Genomic DNA, 24,123 nt, shown 5'->3' on the forward strand with positions numbered 1-24,123 from the left:
GCGCACGCCCTGCTCTCACCGCACCCGCACGGACCGGACCGGGTCAGACGTCGCTGGAGAAGCGGACGGAGCACTCGGGGAGCACGACACCGGGCCAGATCCGGCTGCCCGCCACCAACTCGTTGCCGGGCCCCACGATCGCACCGTCGCCGATGACGGCGTCGCGCAGGATCGCTCCAGAGGCGACCCGGGCACCGATGCCGATCACCGAGTCGACCACGGCGGCCCCCGCGTGGATCACGCAGCCGTCGCCGAGAACGCTGCCGGACACCTGGGCCCCGGACTCCACGACCGCGCGGGCGCCGATCACCGAACCTCCGTCGATCTTGGCCTCGGCCGAGATCCGGGCGCCGGGCAGCGCGAGGAACTCACCGGGGGGACCGGGCAGCGCGGGTGAGGCCAGGCGGCCGAGGACCAGATCGCGGGAGCCCTTGATGAAGGCCGCGGGCGTGCCGACGTCGAGCCAGTAGGAGGCGTCGGCGTAGCCGAGCACCAGCGCACCGGAGTCGATCAGACCGGGGAAGGTCTCGCGCTCGACGGAGACGACCTCACCGGCCGGGATCGAGTCGATCACCGAGCGGGTGAAGACGTAGCACCCGGCGTTGATCCGGTTGGTGACCGGATTCGGGGTCTTCTCCAGGAAGGCGGTGACCCGCCCCTCGTCGTCGGTCGGCACGCAGCCGAAGCGCGTGGGATCCTCCACCTCGGTCAGGTGCAGGGTGACGGCGGCCCGCCGGGCGACGTGCCGGGCGACCTGGTCGCCGATGTCGTGGCCGGACAGGATGTCGCCGTTGAGCACGAGCACCGGCGCGTCAGGGCCGCAGGTCAGCGCCTCGGCGGCGTTACGGATGGCACCGCCGGTGCCGAGCGGGGTCTCCTCGGTCATGTATTCGAGGGAGAGCCCGAAGGCCGAGCCGTCTCCGAACGCGTCGGAGAACATCTCCGCCCGGTAGGACGTGGCGAACACGATGCGCCGCACACCGAACGAGCGAGCCCGTGCCAGCTGATGGGCAAGGAAGGGAACCCCCGCTGTGGGCAGCAGCGGCTTGGGCGTGCCAAGCGTCAGCGGACGCAACCGCGTCCCCTGTCCCCCGACAAGGAGGATCGCCTCTAGGTCCGGCAAAGGGGTCTCCATCATCTCGCGAGATTAACTCACTATTCGACGGCTCGTTGATACGAGAGCAGATGGGCATCGGCCGAGGCTTCCCAGGTGAACTCCTTGGCTCGGGCCAGCCCTGCCGCCGACAGGGCCTCGCGGCGCTCCGGCGACGTCAGCAGCGTCCGCAGCCCCTCGGCGATGGCGGCGTCGTCGGGCTCGGTGTAGGCGACGGCGTCGCCCCCCACCTCGGGCAGCGAGGTGCTGTGTGTGGTGAGCACCGGGGCGCCGCAGGCCATCGCCTCCAGCAGCGGGAGACCGAAACCCTCACCGCGCGAGGGGAAGGCCGCCACGACCGCGCCGCCGAGGAACCCGGGCAGGTCGGCGAACGACAGGTAGCCGGGACGGAGCACCTTCACGCCGGAGGGCACCTCCCCGACGGCGACGTCCACGTCGGCGTCACGCACGCCCCCGGCCAGCACCAGGGCGGGCGGATCGGGAAGATCCTGGACGGCCCGCACGAAACCCCGGATCAGGCTGGGAATGTTCTTGCGCGGCTCCAGCGGACCGAGGAAGGCGACATAGGGGGTGCCGTGCAGTCCGAGCCGGTCGGCCGCGTGCCCGGCCTCCCGCTCGGAGGGCCGGTGGAACAGCGCCGGATCCACCCCGTGGTAGGCGACGTCGATCCTGGTGGGATCGGCGGTGAGCACCCGGATCAGCTCGTCCCTGGTCGCCTTGGAGGGCACGATCACCCGGGACGCGTGCCGGACGGCCGTCCGGGTCGCCGAGCGGAAGAAGGACGCCTTGACCGCGCTGTGCTGGGAGGGCTCGGTGAACCAGGTGACGTCGTGCACGGTCACCACGGTCGGCAGACCGGAGCGGAGCGGCATCGAGTAATAGGGGACGTGGATCACCTGGGCGCCGGCCTGCCGGGCGAGCAGCGGGAGACCGGTCTGCTCCCAGGTGAGCCGGGCGGCCCGGTTGGTGATCCCGGCCGGGCCGGGCAGGACGCGGGCGGCGGGCGCGAGTGCGGCGTAGCGCTGGGCGTCGGCCCGCTGGCAGACGACGACCAGGTCGGCGCCGGCCTTGTCCAGTGCGGCGACGAGGCCGTCGACATATCTGATCAAAGCACCGCGATCAGCTGGAACGGCGGCTGCGTCGATGAGCACTCGGGGCGTCAAGAAGGATCGCTCCCCTCAGGATCATCGCGGGACGGACGTCCCCCTCCTGCTGTTCACTCTATTGCCAGAGCCTCCGGAAACGTGGGGCGAATCACACGGCTTTTCGCGGGTCGGAGTCGTGCCCGGCATCGACGGCGCGTCGCGCGGACAGGCCCGCGGCACCGGCGCAGACGAGATCGCCGAGAATGATCACAATCCTGGAGCAGAGCGCCACGGCGATCGCCGAGCCCCGGTCCAGGACCGGGGCCAGCACCGCCACCATGGCGGCCTCACGCACCCCGGCTCCCGCGGGGACCACGAACGTCATGATCCCCAGGCACCAGGACAGCGCGAAGGACCCGATGGAGAACAGGACCATCGAGACGCCCGAGAGCCCGAACCCGTGGATGATCGCCGCCAGATGCAGGCCGTACGCGGTCCAGCCGAGCAGCGCCCAGCCCAGTGCGGTGAGGATGCCCCTGCGGGTGAGCGGGCGCTCCAGCGGCTCACGCCGCAGCTTCCGCAGCCCGAACCCGAGGACCGCGTTGATCACCTTCGGCTCGAACACCACCACCAGCACCGGGATCAGCAGGAACACCCAGGCGTACGGCGCGGCGGACCCGGGCAGGGCGGCCAGCAGCGTCACCCCCGAGATCACCAGCCCGCTGCCGAGCTGCACCGGCAGCGTCAGGAAGAAGGCCGCCGCGCTCCGCGACCGAGGCACCCCCAGCTCCCGGCCCATCTCCATCTGGGCGAGCACCGGCCACAGTGAGCCGGGGATGTACTTTCCGAGCTGGCCGACGAAGAAGACCTTCGCCGCCGGGCGGAACGGCAGCGGCGAGCCGAGGTCGGCCAGCAGCGCCCGCCACGTCATCATCCCGCCGCACAGCGCGGCGACCACGGCGACCAGGGAGAGCACGAGCGCCTGCCAGGACAGCCGGGCGAACCCGGCCAGGACCTCGTCCCACTGGCGCGCCACCACCCACCCGCCGAACCCCAGCGCCACGAGCAGGAAGGCGATGCGGACCAGTCGTTTCACCGGGGGCGGACCGGGTCGGGCGGCTGGGGCAGGGCGGCCCCGGCCGGGCGGCGGCTGCTCTTGGTGGCCACCCACAGGTAGGTCGGCACCACCGGCAGCAGTCCGCGCAGGACGGTCCGGGGCAGCCGGGCCAGCACGCCGCCGGCCACCCGGCCGGCCACGCCGCCGAACAGCTCGGAGCCGGCGAACGCCGCCGGGGTGGCGAGCACCGGGAAGGTGTAGTCCCACACCCGCAGGCCGCGCACCATCCTCCGCAGTCCGCGCCGGGTCCGGTAGCGCTCGTAGTAGCTGTCGGCACGGCCGGACAGCCGGACGTAGCGGTCGGCCAGCGCGGGCGGCAGGTAGGACAGGAACGGCAGCTTGTAGTGCGGCTCCATCACCCCGAGCCGGTTGCCCAGCCCGAGGTAGAGCACGCCGTCGTCGGTCAGCACCCGGCGCATCTCGGCCATGATCGCGTCGGGGTCCACCACGTGCTCGTAGATGTGGTTGAAGACCAGCACGTCGATGGAGCCGTCGGGGAACGGCAGCGCGGTGCCGTCGGCGCACACGAACTCGACCCGCTCACCGAACCGCTCGGCCGCCTTGCGCAGGCCGGGCACGTCGATGTCCACGCCGAAGGTCCGCCTCGCGCCCGCGGCGGCGAGCTCGTCGGCGATGAACCCGGCCGAGCAGCCGATGTCGGCGACCGTCAGGCCGTCGAGGACGTCCTTGTCGCGGCCGAGGAAGTGACCGAGCACCGCCACGATCTTCGCGGCCTTGCGCCGGCGCTTCGCCTCGTCGAGCATCGCCGCCTGGAACTCGGAGTACGCCAGCTGCGCCACCCGTTTCGTGCCCATAGCCTCGCCTGCCACTCCCTCGTTCGCCGCGCGGACCGCCCGCCCCCATGGTCCGTCATGCCGGCGGCGGGCGCGGGATTCCCGCGCTCGCCGCGGCGGGTTCGCTTGGTACGCCGCCCAAGCGTACCGGCGAGCCGGGACCCTACCGCCGGGTAAGGTCCGCGTCGTACCCTTGGCGGATGCTGAGCCGCCTGCGGTCAAGCCGCCTGCTCCGGGTGCTGCTCGCCCTCGTCGCGCTGGGTTTTCTGGGGTACGGCCTGGCCAGGAACGCCGACGACACGCTGAGCGCGCTCTCCCGGCTCTCCTGGTGGTCACTGGCCGGGTCCTACCTGTCGGTCATGGCCGGGATCGGGCTCATGGTGCTGGCCTGGCGGGCGGTGCTGGCCGGACTGGGCTCGCCGCTCCCCCTCGGGATCACCGCGAAGATCTTCTTCATCGGCCAGCTCGGCAAATACGTGCCGGGCAGCGTCTGGGCCTATGCCGCGATGATGGAGCTCGGCCGCGACCAGGGTGTCCCGCCCCGCCGTACGTTCAGCTCCACCTCGCTCAGCCTGCTGATCTCCCTCGGCTGCGCCCTCCTCGTGGCGGCGGTCACCCTGCGCGAGACCGTGAGCCAGGCGTGGTACCTGATGGCGCTGATCCCGGTCATCGCCCTGTGCCTGCACCCGAAGGTGCTCACCTTCGGGCTCAACCTGGCCCTGCGGATCGCCCGCAGGGAGCCGCTGGAGCAGGTGCTCGGCGGCCGGGCCGTACTGGTCGCCGTGGCGCTCACCCTGGCCGGTTGGCTGGTGTACGGCGTGCATCTGCTGCTGCCGATCACCGACCTGGGCGCCGCGGGCGGTCCGCTCTACCCGGTGGCGACCGGGGCCTACGCGCTGGCCTGGGCCACCGGCATCCTCACCGTGGTGGTCCCGGCCGGGATAGGCGTCCGGGAGGGTGCCATGGTGCTCGCGCTGGCCCCGGTGCTCGGCTCACCCGACGCGCTGGTGGCCGCGGTGGTGTCCCGGCTGGCGTTCACCCTGGCCGACGTGACCTGGGCCGGGATCGGTTTCCTCTGGGGCCGCGCTCCCCGGCCCGCGGCGGACCGGGACGGGGTTCAGTCCGCGACCAGGGCCTTGAGGTAGGTGGCCCAGTAGGGCTCGGGATCGACGGCCTTGACCCCCGCGCGGAGCCGCTCGGGCTCGCCCGGCCGGTAGAACGCGGTCAGCGCGGCGCGGAGGCTCTCCACCGAGCCGGGCTCGACGAGCAGCCCGTCCACTCCGTCGGTGACGTGGTCGCCGAGCGTTCCCACCCGGCTGGCGATCACCGGGACGCCGTGCTCGTGGCCGAACCACACCTGCTGGCTGGCCGTACCGCTCCGGTACGGCAGGACCAGCGCGTCCACGTCGGCGAACAGCCCCGGCACGTCGTCGTCGGCCACGTAGCCCGGTCGCAGCTCCACCCGGCCGGTCAGGCCGAGCTGGGCGATCAACGCCTCCGTCTCCGCCAGCCCGCCCCAGAACTCCCCCGCGACCCGCAGGGAGACGCCCTCGGGCAGTGCGCGGATCAGCAGGTCCAGCCCCTTGTACGGCCGGACCAGGCCGAAGAACAGCAGCCGGTCCGCCACCCCGTCGGCCTGGCCGCGCTCCGCGGACCTGACCGGGAGATGCGGCGCCATCGCGGCCGTCGCCACCGGGGCGGGCCCGAGCTCACGGGCCAGCGCCGCCTGCGCCTCGGAGTGGACCAGCACCCGGTCCACCCGGCGCAGCAGCGCCTTCATCAGGGGCGCGTCATAGGGCTTGCGCTCGTGCGGCAGCACGTTGTGGCAGAGCGCGACGACCCTGGTCCGGCGGCGCAGGCCGGCGAGGATGCCCAGGTAGGGCGGGACCTGCACCGGGCTCAGCACCGTGAGGATCACCAGGTCGGCGCTCGCCAGCCGCCGCCCGCAGCGGATCCAGCCGTCCGGGCGGCGCCAGTCCAGGACGCGGCGGACGTCGGGGAACGGAGCGCCGTCGGGGGTGTCCACGGTCTGCTGGCCGGGGTAGAGGAAGGACGGGTACTGCGCCTTCCACGACTCGATGACCACGTCGTGCCCGGCGGCGCGCAGCCGGTGGGCCAGCTCGGTGGTGTGCGCGGCCCCGCCGCCCTTGTAGGGATGGGTCGGCCCGACGATCGCGATCCGCATCGCCTACTCGCTCCGGGAGCGCACGATGAGGTCGGCGAGCAGCGCCAGCGACCCGATGAGCAGACCGGAGATGAAGATCACGATGGTGTTGCTGGTCAGGTAGAACCCGTAGCGGACGATGTCCACCACACCCTTGACCAGGCCGATGCCGATCAGCCAGAGCGCGGGCGGCATGAGGACCTTGAGCGGGTTGAAGTACATCACCATCCGCAGCACCTGCAGGATGTAGCGGTAGGCGTCGGACACGAAGCTGAACTTCGACTTCCCGGCCCGCTTGCTGTAGCCGATCGGCAGGTAGTAGACGTCGTGCTGGTTGGACAGGAACGACAGCGTGATCGTGGTGACGCAGGAGAACCCGGGCGGCAGCAGCCGCAGGTACGGCCTGGCCACCGACTTGCGGAACGCCCGCAGCCCGCTGTTGAGGTCGGGGATCTTCTGCCCGGCCAGCCGCTCGGCCACCTTGCGGATGAACCACTTCGCCGGCACCCGGAGAAACTTGTGCGAGCCCTCCTCGGAGGTCCGCGCGCCCACGACCTGGTCGATCGTGTGGTCCTTGTCCAGGATCTCGATCAGCTCGGGGATGCGCTCGTTCGGGTAGGTCAGGTCCGCGTCGGTCCACACGACGATCTCGCCGCGTGCCTCCTGCGAACCGATCCTGCGCACCGTGCCCGACCCGCCGTTGCGGTGGAAGGCCCTGATCCGCATGTTGGGGAAGCGCGGGGCGGCCTCCCGCAGCCTGGCCAGCGTCTGGTCGGTGGAGCAGTCGTCGACCGCCACGAGCTCGTAGGTGTAGCCGCTGCGGTCCATGGCCTCGGAGATGCGCTCGACCTCGTCGATGACATGGTCCTGCTCGTTGTAACAGGGCAGAACGATCGTGACGTACGGCGTTGCGTCCACAGCTGGTCCACTCTCGGATGTCTCGGGCGTGCTCACGTCCGGCGAGGATACTCTGCCCAGTCGGCGGCCGAACGCACATCACCCTCTCCGGACGGTCACCCCCTCCGGCGTACATCCCCTGAGCAGGCGGGATTCCCGGGCCGCCGGAAACGGTCGGCAGGCCGTGCGGATCGCCGGGTTCACGCCCCCCGATGCGGAACCGGGGAGATCACTCCTCCGGCCGGATTGAGGGCGTCCGGACGGCACCAGGATCACCGAACATCTTCCGATCCGCCTCGGCGAGAATCTCCGCCGCCTTGGCCAGGTCTTCGGCCGTCATGGCTCCCTGCTCGCGCTCCCACGCCGCGACCATCGCCAGACCGTCCACAATCCGCCGGTCGTGGTCTGTTCGCATCACGGTCACAGCCTTATGTGGGCTTTGAATCGGCGGGCAGGAGCGTGAACGCGTCCGCCTTGTTGAGCGGGGAGATCACACGGAAGTGCCGCTCGTCCAGAGTGAAGATCGTCGCTGTGTCGTATCGCGCGGCCATGACCACGTTCATGCAGTCGGTCACCCCCAGCTTCAGATCCGCGTAACGCGTGTTGACCGTGATCGCCTCATTGATGTCCTCCTCTTCCCCTGTGATCAGGGTGTACGCGCCTTGCGCGACATCGGAGAGAAACCGGTTCGCCGTCGCGACACCGAATCGCTTGGTCAGCAGGTAGTCGGTTTCGGCGATCACCATGTGCGTAACCAGCATTGGCCGTCTGAGCTGTCCGAACACCCGGACGCAAGCAGGATGCTCGGCGGCAGCCGAGTCGATCGTGGCCAGGATCGCACCGGTATCCGCAATGATCATTCGCCGAATCCATCGAGGTTGTCATCGGCACGGGACGCCCAGGTGGGATCTCCGCTCATCGCGTAACCCATGGCAGGCATGACCATCTTCGGCCGACGGAGCGGGACCACCACGGCGATGGGCTCACCCCTCTCGGTGATGGTCAGCGTCTCTCCCGCCTTGACGCGTGCGAGAACCCGACTGGTCCGATGGGTAAGGTCACGCACACCGACGGTGTGGTCATCGGGCAACGGCTCACTCATGTGGAAACCCTACCCATCAAGTGGCCACATCAATAGAAGAACGCCGTAAGACCCAAGCCGACGGTCACCGGCAACGGCTCGGCGAGGTGGCGATCCCCGTGACTCTCAGGGGCCCGCGTTCGCGGGTGGGACGGCCATCCAGACGTCCATGGACAGCGACCAGGTGCCGTCGGGGGGGCCGGTGAGCGATCTCTCGTCCTGGCGGGTGTGCAGCTTCATCGCCTGGACCGCCGGGCCGTACCCGGAGAGCTGGCCGGCCTTGGCGGCGAGCAGGACCGGGACGCGGCCCGCGGCGCGGGTGCGGTCGACCAGGCGGTCGACGTCGGCGGCGGCGGCCACGTCACCGCCGGGGATGAGGTCGGCCCGGGCGGTGGGGACGCCGCAGGTGCCCCGGACGACCTGGGTGAACCGCTCGCCGGTGACCCGCTCCACGATCAGCACCGAGGCCTGTTCCGGCAGGGCCGCGCACAGCGCCTCGACCGCCGCGCGTTCGCCGGACTCGACGGGGGTGAAGGCCGTCCCGGCGGAGGTGATCACCGCGGGGACGAGCAGGAGCACCGCGCCGGAGGCGGCGAGGCCGTTCTGGACGGCCCGGCCGTACCCCATCCGGCGGGCCTTCTCCCGCACCCAGCGCAGTCCCCAGACGGCGAGCAGGATGAGGCCGGGGATGACGACGGGGACCAGCCGCCGGTCTGCCCACGGGTGGTCGGGGGTGATGCCCGGCCGGTAGAGCGTGGTGACGGTGGTCCAGCCGACGACGGCCAGCGGCAGCAGCCAGCCGAAGCCCCGGCCCCGGACCATCCTGCGCGTCAGCAGCGCCGCGGCCAGCGTGGCCAGCACCACCACGGGGACGCCGACGTACCAGACCACCCAGTACAGCGACTCCTCGTAGTAGAGCCGGGAGCCGTCGATCGGCAGCCCGTTGGCCTGCTGGGTCCGCTCGATGAACTCGAAGTTCAGCCGGTCCTCCGGCGTCGTCGGCAGCCGGGTGACCACCTGCAGCAGCGGCCGGGCCGCGAAGGCCACCGCGGCCAGCGCCACCAGGCCGCCGGCGATCTCGGGCAGCCGCCGGACCCTCCTGACCCGCCGGAAGAGCACCGCGAGCCTCGGGGCCAGGAGCGTGACGACCAGGGTCAGGACCAGCACCACGCCGCAGATGGCCAGCAGCGGGACGAGCGAGCCGGAAAGGTAGTCCAGGTAGGGCCTGGACAGGATGTATCCGGCCGCGATCCCCGTCCCCGTCCCCGCCGCCAGCCCGAACAGCAGCGGGACGCCGAGCCGTCCCTCGTCGCGGGTGCCGACCTGGCGCATGGCGATCAGCAGCCCGGCGTAGACCAGCACGGGCAGCACGTCGCGCAGGCCGTCGATCCTGACCAGGACGGCCAGCCCGAACACCAGGCCGGCCAGCTCCGCCCCGATCACCGCGCCGTCCGACTGGGCCCGGCGGATCCGTCCGGGCTGCTCGGCGGAGGGCAGCGACGGCAGGTAGCCGAGGCCGGTGATGCCGGAACGGAGCCTGACCTGGGCGTCGTGGAGCAGGGCCAGACCGCCGAAGAGCAGGATCATGGAGGGGAGCTCGCTGAAGGTGGTGCGCGAGGTGTAGAGGATCGGGAGGCTGACCGCGAACACGAGCGCGGCGAGCGGGGCCCACCGGGCGCCGACCATCCGGGCCACCACCCCCGACAGGACGAGCACCGCCAGGGCCCCCAGCACCGGCGGCACCAGCAGCAGGCCGGACAGACCGCCCACCCAGTGACCCAGCGCGTCGACGAGCGGCGCGCCCGGCATGAACTGGGGCACGATCGCGCCGTCCGAGCTGTAGAAACCCGCGCTGTCGAAGCGCAGTGCGGGATCCGGCCCGCCGAAGGCCGCCTGCTGGTACGGGATCGGCAACGAGCCGTGCCCGGCCAGCCAGACGGCGTACTGCGCGTAGGTGGCGGGGTCGCGGCGGACGACGAGCTGCTCGCTGTGGAACAGGCCGTTGAAGATCCCGGAGGCCAGGGCCACGGCGACGACCCCGGCCGTCTGCCAGGCGGTGGCCTCGACGGTCTCGGGCAGCCGGCGCAGGCCGTACCGGCACAGGACCGCGGCGAGCACCAGCCCCAGCGGCAGGGCGGCGAGCGGCCGGAACCAGCCGAACAGCAGCAGCGACAGCCCTGCCAGCAGCCAGCCCGCCAGCACGAGCGCGGGCACGACCGACAGCACGGCGAGCACCCTGCCCGCCGTGGGCCTCCGCACGCGATCCAGCCAGACGATCCTCATAACTCGACCCGAGCGTAGTGGCAGCCCCCCGCGAGGGCGATGGGCACGCGCATCCATCCGGCGAAAGCCGGTAGCGTACGCGCAGCGCGCGAAGGGGGCGGCACGTGGTCGGCTGGGCTCGGGGGCACCGATGGTTCCTGGGGATTCTGGATCTCGGCGCCGGTCGGGCCCGGGGGCGCAAGCGGTTCCCGTGGGATGCGGGGCTCGGGTCCGGCTGGACTCGGGGACACCGGTGGTTCCTGGGGGTCTTCGGGCTCGGGGCCGTCCTGCGGGTGGTCACCATGCTCGGCTACCGCCCCGCGCTCTGGTTCCCCGACTCCTACACCTACGTCGTCACCGCGCTGCGGCCCCGGCCCGACCTGGTCCGGCCGGCCGGCTACTCGATGTTCCTGCGGCTGCTCGAACCGTTCCACAGTTTCGCCCTCGTCGCGCTGGTCCAGCATCTGCTGGGACTCCTGGTCGGCGTGCTCGTCTACCTCACCGCCCGGCGGCTGCGCGCCCCCGGCTGGGCCGCGGTGCTCGCGTCCGCTCCCTCCCTTCTGGACGCCTACCAGATCGAGTTGGAGCACCTGCTGGTCTCCGACACCCTGTTCGCCACGCTGGTGATGTCGGCGGTCTGCCTCGCCCTCTCCCGGACCGCCGGATGGCGTACGGCGTGCGGGATCGGGCTGCTGGTCGCGGCCGCGACGCTGACCAGGACCGTCGGGCTGCCGCTCGTCGTGATCTTCGCGTGCTGGCTGGTCTACCGGGCGCGGGGCCGGGTGCTCATGGCCGGGGTGATGCTGGCCGCGGCGGCGCTGCCGATCCTGGGGTACGGGGCCTGGTTCCACGCGACCTCCGGCCGGATCGGCATCGTGGGCGCCAACGGCGTCTTCCTCTACGCCAAGACGATGACGTTCGCCGACTGCGCGGTGCTGCGGCCGCCCGCGGACCTGGCCGTGCTCTGCGATCCCCGCCCGCCCGAGCGCCGGCCGCCCGCCCAGGAGTATGTCTGGAGTCCCGAGTCCCCGCTGGTCATGCTGCCCGGCATCACCTTCAGCGAGGCGAACGACACGCTGGCCGGCCGGTTCGCGTCACTGGCCATCCAGCGCCAGCCACTCGCCTACCTGGGCTCGGTGCTCTCCGAACTGGCGCGCTCGTTCCCGCTGACCCGCCCGGTCTACCCGGACCAGGAGGTCTACGACTACTACGAGTTCCCCGCGACGCCGCCCGCGACGCCGGGCCGCCACCCGGCCACGGTGGGCGCGGAGCAGGCCGAGCGCCACTACCAGCGGGGGCCCATCACCACCCGGATCGTCGAGCCGTACGCGGGCTGGATACGGGCCTACCAGGACATCGTGTGGCTGCCCGGCGCGGCGGTGCTGGTCATCCTGCTCGTCCCCCCGGTGACGGCGCTCGTCCGGCGATTCCGCCCGGTGCCCGCCCCGTCGGCGGCCCCGGTGGCGACCCCGGTGGCGGCCCCGGTGGCGGCCCCGGTGGCGGCCCCGGCAGGGCGGGTGGGCCCGGACTCCATGATGTGGGTGCTGCCGTGGACGACGGCGGTGGTGCTGCTCGTGATGCCGCCGGCGGTCGCGGAGTTCGACTACCGCTACGTCCTGCCCGCCGTACCGGCCGCCTGTTTGGCCGCCGCGTTTATGGTGGGTAAACCTTCTTTCCGTAACATTCCAAGAAATGTCCGCATTTGAGTATGCTGAGCGCCGGATCATCACAGGGCCTGTAAAGGGGCAGTCATGACCAAGTTCACGCCATCATCACGTCCCCTGCGCGCCTCGTGACCTACTCTTTGGGCGCAATGAGCGAGCTGAGACAGCATCTGATGTTGCCGCCCGGCGAGGAGATCGCATGAGCGACCATCGGCATGTCACCGTGCGGGACCGCCGGACCGAGCCGGGCAGCCACGGCCGCCGGGGATCCCGGCGCGCGGGTGGGAACGGCGGGCAGCAGCCCCCCGAGAACCCGGTCGAGTACGACAGACCGCCCCGCAAACCGGGACGAAATACCGGACGGCTGAGCATGGGCGGCTGGATCAGCGTCGGGATGACCTGCGTCCTGGTGGTCGGCACCCTCGGGGCCTACAAGGTCTACCGCGGCCTCGACGACAACATCGACCGGCTGAACGTCGAGAGCCAGCTCGGCGCCCGCCCCCCGGAGACCGGGGCGCTCAACGTGCTCGTCGTGGGCTCCGACAGCCGCGAGGGCGAGGCGAACAAGAAGTACGGCCAGCACATGCAGGGTCAGGGCGAGCGGACCGACACCATCATGCTCCTCCACATCTCCCCGAACCGCGACAAGGCGACGCTGCTGAGCTTCCCCCGTGACTCCGTGGTCCAGGCTCCTGCCTGTCAGAACCCCACGACGAAGGCGGTCGTCCCCGCCGGCCTCAAGATGATCAACGCGACCTTCAACGAAGGCGGCATCGTCTGCACCTGGAAGACGATCGAGGCGCTGACCCAGATCCGCCTCAACCATTTCGTCAAGGTCGACTTCGCCGGGTTCAAGGGCATCGTCGACGCGCTGGACGGCATCGAGATCTGTCTCCCCGAGGATGTGTCGGACAAGAAGGCCAAGCTGGAGCTGTCCAAGGGCAGGCAGGTCGTGAAGGGCGAGACCGCCCTCGCCTATGTCCGCGCCCGCTACTCGCTCGGCGACGGCAGCGACATCAGCCGGATCAAGCGCCAGCAGGTCTTCCTCCAGCAGGTGATGAAGAAGGCCACCAGCTCCGACCTGCTGACCGACTTCGGAAAGCTGTCCAATTTCCTGACCGCCGCCACCTCCTCGATGACGGTGGACACCAAGCTCACCGTCGAGCGCATGGTGGAGATCGCCCAGAGCGCGAAGTCCCTCACCGCCAAGGGCCTGCAGGCCGTCACCGTCCCGTGGATGCCGGATCCCACCGACAAGAACCGGGTCGTCTGGAAGCCTGAAGCCCAGAACCTGTTCGAGGCGATCCGCAGCGACATCGAGCCGACCGCCAGTCCGACCCCCAACGCGCCCGCCAAGCCGACCGTCAAGAACGAGCAGGTCCAGGTCCAGGTCTTCAACGGCACCGACACCGCGGGCCGGGCCAGCGAGGTGGCCGCGAAGCTGGTCGCCCAGGGCTTCAAGGTGACCCAGGTCGGCAACGCCAGGCCCGCCACCGGCAACGTGCCGGCCACGGCGCTGCACTACGGCAAGAAGGACGCCGAGGGCGCCGCCTACGCCGACGCGGTGGCCGCCCGGCTCTCCGGCGACAAGCTCACCCCGGTGGCGGGCAAGGTCCGGCCGGCCACGGTGGAGAACTACGCACCGAGCATCCCGGCCGCCGCGCCCTTGGACGGCCCCGTCGTCCAGTTGGTCATCGGTGCCGACTGGAAGGGCGTCCGCGTCCCCACCCAGATCCCCGACTCCCTCAAGGGCGACGTCGTCGACAGCAAGACCAACCCCTGCCAGTAGCCCCCGTCCCGCGACCCCGTCGGCTCGGGCACGCGGCCGATCTCACTCGGGGACGCGGGTGAGCGGGAATGTCGTCCGCGCCGGGGGTTTCGCACGATCACGATTCACCGCGAACCCTCGCGAACCCCCCGCGCGCGTGCGACAGAGGCCGCGTCATCGGTCTAGGCTGGTCGGGTCGGCGAGGCGCACCCCACTCGGCCGCACTCCTCCGGCGGTCTCTGGACGTCTCCACTAGCGTGTCCGACTACCTCCCAGTCTCCGACAGATAGCTGAGCGTTTTCCCTGTGAGCGACACCCGATTCCCCTTCCAGGTACCGACCCCGGGGGACGACGGCGTCCCCGACGCCGACACCGGCAGGTCCACCGACGGACAGGGCCGGACGCCCGCCCCATGGCCGATGCCCGCGCACACCCAGCCGTCCCCGGCCTCCTGGCCGGAGCCGCCGGACCTCCGTCCCGGCTCCGGGGGTGGCCGCAGGGAAGCCCACACCCCGGACGAGGACTCCGGCGAGGTGACCGCCTGGGGCTATCCCGCCTATCAGGAGCCGGTGTCCGCCGCCGAGAACGACGCGTGGGCCAACTGGGACACCCAGGCGGCTCCGGGGCAGCAGGAGCCGTCCCGGGACACCCGGCCCCCCGCTGAGCCGCAGGGACGGACGCGGCACCGCACCCCGTCCCCCGCCGAGGAGGCGGACCCGCGGGCCTCGCACCGCGGCGACCCGCTCTCCCCGCCGCAGCCGCGGTCACACCGGGAGTCCTCTCCCACCTCCCCGGCGCACCCGGGCACCCAGCCGCCCGCCGTCCCGCAGACCTGGGGTTCCCAGCGGGAGACCTCCTATCCCTCCTCGCGGGAGGCCCGGACGCCGTATCCGGACGCGCGCCGGGATCCCCTGGACCTGACGCGGAACACCGCGCCCGCCGGGAACCTGCTGGACCCGTTGGACCCCGCCTGGTCGCCGGGACAGGCGGGCGCCCAGCCCCCGGCGGCACGGGCGACCGCGCCGTCCCACCGCCGGGGGGAGCCGGTGGAGGCCCCGGTCCCCGCCGAGCGGCCGTTCTCCTACTGGGAGAACTCCAGGCGGGAGCCCGAGCCGGGCCCCTGGAACCCGTCGGCCAAGGAGCAGGAGCCACGCCCGCAGGAGGAGCCCGCTCCTCCCCCGGGGAAGAAGAAGCGCGACCCCTACCTCGACAACGTCAAGTTCATCCTGATCGTCCTGGTCGCAACCGGGCACTCGCTGGTGCCCACGCTGGCCGCGCACTCGGCCAAGTCGGCCTACCTGTTCATCTACACGTTCCACATGCCGGCGTTCGTGCTGATCAGCGGCTATCTCGGCCGCAACTTCTGGCACTCCAACGCCAAGATCAACAAATTGGTCGACACCATGCTGGTCCCCTACGCGGTCGTGGAGATCGGCTACGCGCTGCTCCGCTACGGGCTGGGCCAGAAATGGTCCCTGACGATCATCGACCCGGCCTGGCTGAACTGGTACCTGCTCGCCCTGGTGCTCTGGCGGATCTCCACGCCCATCTGGACCCGGATGCGGCAGCCGCTGCTGGTCGCGGTGACCATCTACCTGATCGCGGGGTTCTCGGAGATCTCCGGCGACTTCAGCATCGACCGCTTCTTCGGCCTGCTCCCGTTCTACGTGCTCGGCCTGGTGCTCCAGCCGGAGCACTTCGACCTGCTCAAGGCGCTCTGGGTCAAGATCCTGGCCGGGATCACGGTCGCCGGCGCCATCGGGGTGGCGATCTTCATCGCTCCGCACGTCAGCCTCAAGCCGGTCTACTTCCGCTACAGCTTCAAGTCCATGGACGTCACCTGGTGGATGGGGCTCGGGGTGCGCGGCGCCATGCTGCTGGCGGGACTGGCCATGACGTTCGCGCTGCTGGCGCTGGTGCCCCGGCGCGAGACCTGGTTCTCCGACCTCGGCACCCGCACCCTCTACGCCTATCTGCTCCACGGCGTCGTGGTGCTCATCGCCAAGGACCAGAAGTGGCTGAGTCTCCCCTGGCTGCACGGCCCGCTGGGGGTGCTGGCGATCACGTCGAGCGCGCTGGTGCTGGCCATCGTCCTCTGCCTGCCGCAGACCCGGACGCTCTTCAAATGGCTGCTCGAACCCCGCCTGGTCTGGCTCTACCGCCGGTCGTCCGCGGCCTCACCCGGCAAGCCGCCGCCCGGCGCGCCCGCCGCGGCGGCCTCCCCCAGCCGGGAGAGTTCAGCGGCCGTTCCCCGGTAGTTAACGCAACACATCCGGTGATGACGGACCCGGCACTCAGCATCGGCATATGCGGGTATGTGTCGGGACGATTGTCCATCACCCCGAGGACGCCCGGATCATGCATCGGCAGATCCGGGCCCTCCTCGACGCCGGGCACGAGATCACCTATGTCGCGCCCTTCACCGACTGCAACGTCACGCCCGATCCGCGGATCCGGGCCGTCGACGTCCCCCGTGCGCTGGGCGGGCACCGCAGGCGCGCCCTGAAAGCCGCCCGCGGCGCCCTGCGGCGGGGGGTCGAGGACGCCGACCTGCTGGTCGTCCATGACGTCGAGCTGCTGTTCCGGCTGCCCCGGCGCCGCCCCGTCACCGTCTGGGACGTCCGCGAGGATCCGGTCGCCGCGCTTGAGGCCACCTCGTATCCGCGCCGGACCCTGCCGTCGCTGCTCCGCCGGGTCGAGGCCCGCACGGAAGGCCGCCTCCGCCTCGTGCTGGCCGAGGAGTCCTATCGGGAGCGGTTCTCCCGGCCCCACCCGGTGGTGCCCGACACCGGCTACGTGCCGCCGAGCCCACCCGCGCCGCCGGGCCGCAACCGGGTGGTGCACATCGGCCACCTCTCCCGGGCCGGAGGTGCGGCGCAACTGGTCGAGCTGGCCGGGCGGCTGCTCCCCCACGGGATCAGGCTGGATCTGGTGGGCGCCGCCGACCCCGAGATCAGGCCCCTGTTGCGGGACGCGCAGCGGGAGGGCGTCCTCGACTGGTACGGCTACGTGCCCAACCGGCACGCGCTGCGGATGGCCCAGGGGGCGATCGCCGGGCTGTCGCTCCCGCACGACGTGCCCGCCTACCGGCGGTCGGTACCGGCCAAGGTCGTCGACTACCTGTCCCAGGGGATTCCGGTGGTCACCACCCCGCTCCCGGCCTCCGCCTCCCTGGTGGACCGGACCGGCTGCGGCGTCGTCGTCCCCTTCCTGGACGTGGACGCGGCCCTGCACGCCGTACTGGCGCTGCGGGAGGATCCCGACGGGGCCGCGGCGATGGGCGCACGGGGTCACCAGGAGGCGCTGCGCCATCACAACTGGCCCGATCACGCGGGAGATTTCGTGAGATTGCTAGAGGAATGGGCCGACAGACCAGTGACGTCGGGACGGGAGGTTGGTGTACTGGAGGCATGGCACGCCATCTGATCCAGGGACGCGAGATCGCCATACCGGTGCGGATCCGGGACGCCACCGCCTGCGGGGCCTCCTACCTGGTCCGGGCCGACGCCGCGCGGGCGGTGATCGCCTATTCGGGTATGGACGTCGCCGAGGTGCTGCCCGGTAAGGCGCTCTGCACCCTGGTGTTCGTCTCCTACACCGACGGCGACCTGGGCGCCTACCAGGAGTTCGGGGTGACGTTCCTGGTCCGGCGCCCCGGCGAGAGGCCGGTCCGACACCTCGAAGAGGGGCCGGACCGACACCTCGGCGAAAGGCCGGTCCGGCAGCCCGGCGAAGGGCCACCGGTCCGCCGGGGCCTGCTCGGGCGCCTGTCCGGACTGCGGCAGGCCGGGGCGTTCGTGCACTGGCTGCCCGTGGACCAGGGCTTCACCCTGGAGGCGGGCCGGGCGATCTGGGGCTTTCCCAAGGAGCTGGCCGACATCGACCTGCGGCTGACCTCCCCCTACAAGCGGTGCATCCTGCGCAAGGACGGCCGCCTGGTGCTGGACCTGCTGGTCAGACCCGGGGCCCCGGTGCTCGCGGGCGGCACGATGGCGGCCCCCGACGCCTACAGCCACCAGGACGGCGTCACCCGTCGCATCCCCTGGTCGGTGTCCGCCCGGGGAGTCCGCGCCCGGCCCGGCGGGGCGCTGATCCGGCTGGGCAACCACCCCGTCGCCAAGGAACTGAGCGAGCTCGGCCTGCCCAGGCGCGCCCTGATGACCACCACGGTCTCCCACCTCGCCATGGCCTTCGACGCGGCGGAGGACCTCTGAGAGACGTGACTCATTTGGCGGACGGGCGTTGGAAGAGTCGTGGAAGCGTCCCTCCAGCGACTGGTACCCGATGAGTTTTGGGAGTCGTGCCAGCGGGTTGTTCCGCCGGCCCCCCGCCCCCAGGGTGGGGCGCGAGTAGCGGACGCGCTGATCAGTGCCCGTTCCGGGCCGTTTCAGTAGATTTTCAGAGCCATCCACCAAGATCGACCAACCATGATAACCAAGAGCCTCCGCCTGATGGCGGCAACCATGGTGGTAGCCGGTGCGGTGCGTTCACGGCCGCTCCGCGACCGCCGGTGCGGCATCGTCCGCGACCGCACCAGCCACGTCGGTGGCGCTGCACAACGGTATCGAGCACCCGGACAGCATTTCGTGCAAGAGCCCCACGAAGGCCCGGGCCAACTGCTCCTGGGGTGACGGGGCGATGTCGGTGACCGTGTACTTCAACAACCACTGCTCGCATCGAGTGGCGGCGAAGCTGCACATCAAAAACCCCATAGGCGAAAAATGACCAAATGCCCGGTGTCCACCGCCGGGAGGGCTTCGAGCTCAAGTCGTCCCGGTCGCATTCGGCGACCTTCGAGCCCACCCGGAGCAGCTCCCGGCCAGAACAAGGGGCAGGTGAGCGCACGTCGTGCTGGCCGGTCAAGCCTGGCACGCCAACGGAACCGGGCACCCTGCTCCCGGGGAAAGCAGCAGATGATTCTGCCCTACCGCAATGGCCCAGCCGGACGAACTGAACGCAGCCACTTACTGGACGCGGTCAGGCGGTCGCCGAGATCCTCCGTGCACGTGAAGCAACAGAGACGCCTAAGAAGTGATTGCGAACCATGCCGGCCGTCACCCAGGAGCGGCTCGACCGCGCGACGCAAGGGATAGAGCATGAATCGTTCGTGGTGGGGTTGGTTCACCGCCGGTCTGGCACTCACCGGAGTGGTGACCGCCGTCTGGGCGTACGTCGCCTGGGGGTGGCCGTTTGACTGGTGGGCGTTGCCCGCGTCGTCTTATCGCCCGTCCGGTGTCCAATTGACGGCGCTCGTAGCGGTGATCCCGCTGATCCTGTGGCTGGCCGTCGCCACTCTCAAGGCGGGGCGCAGTCCGACACAGCCGGACACGGCCGGCGCGCGGCCGGCCAACGGGACGCGCGCCATGGCGGTGGCCTGCGCCGTGGTCCTGGGAGCAGGCGCTGTGCATCACTGGCTCCGGTTGGGCACCTTCACGTCAGGTCGGTGGGGGGCGTTCGAGGCCAACGTCGGAACTGGCCTGACGGCGGCAGTTGCAGGATTCCTCGGAATGGCGATCGCATTCAGGCCGGAGAGGAAGGGAATCACGGGAGTGCTGGGCGGATCGGCCGCCGCGGTGGCGATGAGCGTCGCCACTCTGGCTGCCATCACGACGCCGCTCGTCCACGCCGTCACCGCGGAGGACAGCGTCATGAGCAAGAAGGGTGAGTCCCCGGCGGCGGTGCCTACCTCGGTGAGCAGAGTCGGCTGGCGGTGGGAAGCCCCGGACGACTCACTGGTATCGGGCGTCGTCATCGCCGGTGGTGGCGCGGTGGTGATGATTTTTGACGGTCTCGTGGCACTGGACAGCGTTACCGGCAAGGAACGCTGGCACTACCGCATAGTGAATAACTTCGCCTTCAACTTCAAGGTATCGCCCGACGGAAGCGTGGTGATGCTCAGATTCCCAGGACGGACGGTGCTGCTGGACGCCTACACAGGTGTGGTCCTCGCCGAGCACATGATTGCCTGGGGAGACGCCGACGACCCATACCTGCATTCCGAAGGCATCATCACCTCGCACCCCGCGGAACAGAACTACAGCCTGACTCCAGGAACCCTTACCGGTTGGCATCCGAAGACCTCCACTTCAGCCTGGACCTACACTCCGCCGAAAGGCTGCATGGGTGGCTATGTAAACGGCAATAGCTCGACCCCCACTCCTGGGGCGCTGGCCCGAGACGTGTATGCCCAGCTCATCGTCTGCGCCCCGTGGGTTGAGAAGAAACCTCGGGAGAAAAAGGCGAGGGCATTCACCTTTGCCGTACTCGGCCTGGATCCCGCAACCGGGGCCGAGATATGGCGGCGCGAGCGGAGGGTGTCCGTCAAACCGGACAGCGTCCGGATCTACCCGTCGACGGACATGGGCGCTTTATCGGTGATCTGGGGTGAAGACGAAGGCATGGTGCTGGAGCAGGCATCAGGAAAGATCCTGGCTCAACAGCGGATCACCGGCGTGTTCGGCGCCGAGCGCTTTCTTGATATGGTATCCGATCCTCAAAAGGACCACGAGCGGACCTACGACTGGAACCCGTTCGGGGCCGGTGAACGGAAGCGGGCTTCGTATTCCCTGGCGGGACTCGTTCTATCGCGTGCGGGGAAGGCCGAAACCGAGCGGCCCTTGACCGATTCGTTGGTCGTGGCGTATCCGTACCGGAGCCGGGGCAAGGTGACCGTAACCACATTCGTCACCCCATGGGGCACGGCCGACACCGTACGGATTCCGGTCACGCTACCCTCACCGGAGCTGCCGAACTGGGAATGGCCCGTTGTCGCTGGTCTGTTGCCCGCGCCCGGGGCGGTGATTGTCAGCGCACGCCCGAGTTCCGTAATCGTCGGCCTAGTATGAGGACCGATGACCTTACGGCCGACGTACCTGCCAGGGCCGGAGCAGTGCTGAGCCTGCGTCAGGCTCAGCACACACTCCAGTCACACCGCCGACGGCACCCAGCAAGCACACCCACCAAACGGCTGGTCACTGAATACCCCTGGGAGCGGCCTTCGGGATAGGGAGATTGTCAGCACCGGTGGAGACGACCATTCCCCTCGGTTTCTCCACCGCACCCAAAGGCAGCTCGGCACTTACCGACGCCAGTGGATCATCAACCTCGGCAACGGACCCCGGCCGGCCTCCGGCGCGGGGCCGGCGGATTCTCAGCCGTCGAACGTCATCAGGGGCAGCTCGGCCCTGGTGGGAAGTCCCTGCCATTCGCTGGTGCTGGACGCCGCGAAGGCCGCCACCAGGACGCCCCGGCGCAGCCGGTCGGCCGGGTGCAGCCGTTCCAGCAGCGCGCTGAGGTATCCGGCGACGAAGGCGTCTCCCGAACCGGTGGGGTCGACCACGGGACCGGAGACGCCCGGGGCGTCGTGGCGGACGCCGTTCACCCGGACGCTCGCGCCCCGGGCGCCCCGGATCACGATGACCTCGCGGTCTCCGGTGAGCGCGGGCTTGACCAGATCCAGCTCGCTCTGCCGGACGAACAGCACGTCGGCCGAGCAGGCCAGCGCACTGAGCACCTCCTCGGCCTCCCCCAGGTCCGGCCAGAGCTGGTCGCGGTAGTTGACGGCGACGGAGACGGTGACCCCCGCGGCCTGCGCGGCCCGTATCGCGGCATGCATGGCGTCGCGGGCGTTCAGCGCCGCCGAGATCCCGCTGACGTGCAGGACCTCGGCGGCCGCGATCCGGTCCATCGGAACGTTCCCCTGCGTGAGCCGGGTCCCGCTGCGGTAGTAGGTGACCCTGGCCGCCTGCCCGGGCCTGGACTCCTTGAGCAGCAACCCGGTCGGGGACGCCTCGTCCACCCGCGCGTCCGTGACGTCCACCCCCTCACCGCGCAGCACGGAGAGGACCCGCACCCCGAGCTCGTCACCGCCCACCTTGCCCAGCCAGGCGGCCTCGTGGCCGAGCCTGGCCAGCCCGACCGCGACGGTGAGCTCGGCGCCGGTCACGTCCAGCCTGGCCTCGTGCTCGTGCCGGATCCGGCCGCTGGTGACGACGGCGAAGGCCTCGCCGAGGGTGTAGACGTCCAGAAAGATCACCTCTCCACGTAGGAGAACTCCGGATGCCGGTGCATCAGGAAGTCGTGGTGCGAGATGTTCCACGCGTACGCCCCCGCCATCGCCAGCTCCACGACGTCACCGGGCTTCAGCGCGATCGGCACGTCGGCGGACAACCGGTCCTTCGGCGTGCACAGCTGGCCGACGATGGTGATCGGCTCGCCGGCCGCGCCGGGGACGACCGGCTGGCCGTGGCCCTTGGCCGCCGGGGTGCGGATGTGGTGGGTGCCACCGGCGACGACCGCGAACAGCCGGCCGTGGACGCGCTTGACGTCGATCACCCGGGTGGCGTAGCGCCCGCAGTAGGCGGTCAGCGAACGGCCCGGCTCGATCCGCAGCACCTCGCCCTCCTCGCGTAGTCCCGCCAGGCCCGTGCCGTAGGCGGCCCAGTCGAACAGGGCGTCCGGCTCGGTATAGGAGACGGCCATGCCGCCCCCGAGGTTGATCTCGGACAGGCCGAGGCCGCGGGCGTACTCCAGTACGGCCGCGGCGAGGTCCAGGAGCTGCCGCGCGTGCAGGCCGCTGGCCAGATGGGCGTGCACGCCGCGCAGCCGGACCCGGTCATGGCCCTCCAGCAGGGCGACGCACCGGGCGACGTCCGAGGGGTCCATGCCGAACGGGGTCGCCCCGCCGCCCATCGCCAGCGAGGCCCCCTGGACGGGGACGTCCAGATTGACGCGGAGCAGGACGTCGGCGTCGCGCCCGGAGGCGAGCAGGCGTGCCAGCTCGCCGGGGCTCTCCACGTGCAGCCGGTAGACGTCCGAGGCCAGCTCGGCGTCCGTCTTGCCCGGCCCGCCCAGCGCGATCGGCGTGTCGGGGAACAGCGCCCGCACATGCGCCAGCTCACCGCCCGAGGCCACCTCGAAACCGTCCACGTGCCGGGCCAGCACCCGCAGCAGTTCCGGGTCGGGGTTGGCCTTGACCGCGTAGTGCAGTTCGGTCCCGCCCAGCGCCGCCCGTACGGCCGCGACGTGCGCGTCCAGTGCGGACAGGTCGTAGACGAAGGCGGGCAGCCGCCCGGCTGCGGCGAGCTCGTGGGCCCGCCGGGTCATGGCATCGGTCATGTCGCCGCCTCCGGTCGTCGGGAAGGGCCGGGCCGTACGGGATCAGACGATCGGCGGACGGCCCAGGCGGAGCATGCGCCAGGCGGTCTTCCAGCCCATGGGGCGGCGTTCGCCCGCAGGCTCGCGCAGTCCCTCGGAGAAACCGGTGAACCAGGCCCGCAGCGCGGAGCCGGAGCGTTCGCGGATCAGGGTGAGGGCGACCCAGTTGAGGAGGTAGAGCGCCGCCAGCGGCCAGGGCAGGTTACGGCGGGCCAGCCAGACGCGGTTGCGCGCGTTGAGCCGGTAGAAGTCGGCGTGGCGGGTCGGCGGGACCTGCGGGTGGTACATGACGGTCTGCGCGTCGTACTCGATGCGGTATCCCTCACCGAGCAGCCGCCAGGCCAGGTCGGTCTCCTCGTGAGCGTAGAAGAACCGCTCGGGGAGGCCGCCGACCTGGAGGAAGGCGGAGCGGCGGATGGCGCAGGCGCCGCCCAGGAAGGTGGTGACCGGCGAGGACCGCTCCGGGTCCCCCGCCCGCAGGCGGGGGACGTGCCGGCGCTGGCCGTTGCCGCCGTCGGGGTCCATCACCCGGAAGGAGACGACGGCGAGATCGTGCTCGGTGGAGAAGCGCTCACGCAGGTGGGAGACGACATCCGTCGCGCCGTACCAGCCGTCGTCGTCCAGGAAGAGCACCACGTCACCCGAGCACTCCTCGACGCCGCGGTTGCGGCCCGCCGGGATGCCCGCGTTGTGGCCGAGCCGCACGGTCTTGATCGAGGCGGACGAACCGGCGGGCACGCCGACCGACAGCTCGGGGACGTCCGCGCCGTTGCCGACGATGACCACCTCGACGTCACCGTCGACCTGGTTCAACGCGGATTCCACGGCCCGGCCCAGCTCGGGGATCCGGTTACCCATGGTGAGGATGACGCACGAGATCTTCAACGGGTCATCGCCCTGACGCGTCGAGAGCACGTACGGAGCATACTTTCATGATCACCGAGTCTGCTGTGTCGGGCAACTTTGACATGGCCAAACGTTACTGATTTACCGGAAAGCAAGCGTATCGGAACCGTCGGCG

21 protein-coding genes are annotated in these 24,123 nt (G+C 70.7%); 7 read left to right on the plus strand and 14 right to left on the minus strand.

Annotated elements, in window-relative coordinates; genetic code table 11:
* Positions 1-43: 43 nt before the first annotated feature.
* The 4 genes from OHA77_RS14005 to OHA77_RS14020 form a co-directional block, all read right to left on the minus strand.
* Positions 44-1,138 (minus strand): NDP-sugar synthase, encoded by a 1,095-nt coding sequence (locus tag OHA77_RS14005; RefSeq protein WP_326820172.1) that lies wholly within the window; start codon positions 1,136-1,138, stop codon positions 44-46.
* Positions 1,139-1,155: 17 nt separating this feature from the next.
* A complete protein-coding gene (locus tag OHA77_RS14010) occupies positions 1,156-2,223 on the minus strand; it encodes a glycosyltransferase family 4 protein (protein WP_406318513.1) in 1,068 nt (355 codons plus the stop codon).
* A gap of 145 nt (positions 2,224-2,368) precedes the next feature.
* A complete protein-coding gene (locus OHA77_RS14015; protein ID WP_326820170.1) occupies positions 2,369-3,295 on the minus strand; it encodes a lysylphosphatidylglycerol synthase transmembrane domain-containing protein in 927 nt (308 codons plus the stop codon).
* The gene (locus OHA77_RS14020; RefSeq protein WP_326820169.1) at positions 3,292-4,131 is read right to left on the minus strand and encodes a class I SAM-dependent methyltransferase; all 840 of its coding nucleotides are present in this window, start codon (positions 4,129-4,131) and stop codon (positions 3,292-3,294) included. The genes OHA77_RS14015 and OHA77_RS14020 overlap by 4 nt, the downstream gene beginning before the upstream one ends.
* Before the next feature lie 179 nt (positions 4,132-4,310).
* Between OHA77_RS14020 and OHA77_RS14025 the strand changes: the two genes are divergently transcribed.
* Positions 4,311-5,255, plus strand: a complete 945-nt coding sequence (locus OHA77_RS14025; protein WP_406318514.1) for a lysylphosphatidylglycerol synthase domain-containing protein — start codon at positions 4,311-4,313, stop codon at positions 5,253-5,255.
* Here the strand turns inward: OHA77_RS14025 and OHA77_RS14030 are convergent.
* The 6 genes from OHA77_RS14030 to OHA77_RS14055 form a co-directional block, all read right to left on the minus strand.
* Complete coding sequence (locus OHA77_RS14030; RefSeq protein WP_406318515.1) at positions 5,228-6,295, minus strand: glycosyltransferase family 4 protein; 1,068 nt, start codon at positions 6,293-6,295, stop codon at positions 5,228-5,230. The two genes, OHA77_RS14025 and OHA77_RS14030, sit on opposite strands and share 28 nt — an antisense overlap.
* Before the next feature lie 3 nt (positions 6,296-6,298).
* Complete coding sequence (locus OHA77_RS14035; RefSeq protein ID WP_406318516.1) at positions 6,299-7,192, minus strand: glycosyltransferase family 2 protein; 894 nt, start codon at positions 7,190-7,192, stop codon at positions 6,299-6,301.
* Between the two features lie 208 nt (positions 7,193-7,400).
* Positions 7,401-7,589, minus strand: coding sequence for a hypothetical protein (locus OHA77_RS14040; protein ID WP_406318517.1), 189 nt, complete (start codon positions 7,587-7,589; stop codon positions 7,401-7,403).
* Positions 7,590-7,599: 10 nt separating this feature from the next.
* On the minus strand, positions 7,600-8,031 hold the full coding sequence (locus tag OHA77_RS14045) for a type II toxin-antitoxin system VapC family toxin (RefSeq protein ID WP_406318518.1): 432 nt from the start codon (positions 8,029-8,031) through the stop codon (positions 7,600-7,602).
* Positions 8,028-8,273, minus strand: a complete 246-nt coding sequence (locus tag OHA77_RS14050; RefSeq protein WP_406318519.1) for a type II toxin-antitoxin system Phd/YefM family antitoxin — start codon at positions 8,271-8,273, stop codon at positions 8,028-8,030. The genes OHA77_RS14045 and OHA77_RS14050 overlap by 4 nt, the downstream gene beginning before the upstream one ends.
* Positions 8,274-8,378: 105 nt before the next feature.
* A complete protein-coding gene (locus OHA77_RS14055) occupies positions 8,379-10,535 on the minus strand; it encodes a hypothetical protein (protein ID WP_406318520.1) in 2,157 nt (718 codons plus the stop codon).
* A 104-nt stretch (positions 10,536-10,639) separates the two neighbouring features.
* Here OHA77_RS14055 and OHA77_RS14060 point away from each other — a divergent pair, with 104 nt between their 5' ends.
* The 5 genes from OHA77_RS14060 (at position 10,640) to OHA77_RS14080 (ending at position 18,160) form a co-directional block, all read left to right on the plus strand.
* Positions 10,640-12,220, plus strand: a complete 1,581-nt coding sequence (locus OHA77_RS14060; protein WP_406318521.1) for a hypothetical protein — start codon at positions 10,640-10,642, stop codon at positions 12,218-12,220.
* Positions 12,221-12,377: 157 nt separating this feature from the next.
* Complete coding sequence (locus OHA77_RS14065) at positions 12,378-13,967, plus strand: LCP family protein (protein ID WP_406318522.1); 1,590 nt, start codon at positions 12,378-12,380, stop codon at positions 13,965-13,967.
* A gap of 284 nt (positions 13,968-14,251) precedes the next feature.
* On the plus strand, positions 14,252-16,204 hold the full coding sequence (locus OHA77_RS14070; protein WP_406318523.1) for an acyltransferase family protein: 1,953 nt from the start codon (positions 14,252-14,254) through the stop codon (positions 16,202-16,204).
* A 100-nt stretch (positions 16,205-16,304) separates the two neighbouring features.
* Positions 16,305-17,372, plus strand: a complete 1,068-nt coding sequence (locus OHA77_RS14075) for a glycosyltransferase (RefSeq protein WP_406318524.1) — start codon at positions 16,305-16,307, stop codon at positions 17,370-17,372.
* Complete coding sequence (locus OHA77_RS14080; RefSeq protein ID WP_406318526.1) at positions 17,357-18,160, plus strand: acetoacetate decarboxylase family protein; 804 nt, start codon at positions 17,357-17,359, stop codon at positions 18,158-18,160. Before OHA77_RS14075 ends, OHA77_RS14080 begins: the two co-directional genes overlap by 16 nt.
* A 273-nt stretch (positions 18,161-18,433) precedes the next feature.
* Here the strand turns inward: OHA77_RS14080 and OHA77_RS14085 are convergent, their stop codons facing one another.
* On the minus strand, positions 18,434-18,658 hold the full coding sequence (locus tag OHA77_RS14085; RefSeq protein WP_406318527.1) for a hypothetical protein: 225 nt from the start codon (positions 18,656-18,658) through the stop codon (positions 18,434-18,436).
* Between the two features lie 384 nt (positions 18,659-19,042).
* Here OHA77_RS14085 and OHA77_RS14090 point away from each other — a divergent pair, with 384 nt between their 5' ends.
* The gene (locus OHA77_RS14090; protein ID WP_406318529.1) at positions 19,043-20,791 is read left to right on the plus strand and encodes a hypothetical protein; all 1,749 of its coding nucleotides are present in this window, start codon (positions 19,043-19,045) and stop codon (positions 20,789-20,791) included.
* Positions 20,792-21,096: 305 nt separating this feature from the next.
* On the opposite strand, the gene OHA77_RS14095 is transcribed toward OHA77_RS14090, so the two are convergent.
* Genes OHA77_RS14095 through OHA77_RS14105 form a run of 3 tightly spaced genes read right to left on the minus strand, consistent with a single transcriptional unit; the run spans position 21,097 to position 23,987 of the window.
* On the minus strand, positions 21,097-21,981 hold the full coding sequence (locus tag OHA77_RS14095) for a sugar kinase (protein WP_406318530.1): 885 nt from the start codon (positions 21,979-21,981) through the stop codon (positions 21,097-21,099).
* Positions 21,978-23,063: an alanine racemase gene (locus tag OHA77_RS14100; protein ID WP_406318531.1), complete on the minus strand. Its 1,086-nt coding sequence runs from the start codon at positions 23,061-23,063 to the stop codon at positions 21,978-21,980. Before OHA77_RS14100 ends, OHA77_RS14095 begins: the two co-directional genes overlap by 4 nt.
* Positions 23,064-23,105: 42 nt before the next feature.
* Positions 23,106-23,987: a glycosyltransferase gene (locus OHA77_RS14105; RefSeq protein ID WP_326826996.1), complete on the minus strand. Its 882-nt coding sequence runs from the start codon at positions 23,985-23,987 to the stop codon at positions 23,106-23,108.
* Between the last annotated feature and the right edge of the window lie 136 nt (positions 23,988-24,123).

This window comes from Streptosporangium sp. NBC_01639 (assembly GCF_045209755.1).
Classification (GTDB): Bacteria; Actinomycetota; Actinomycetes; order Streptosporangiales; family Streptosporangiaceae; genus Streptosporangium.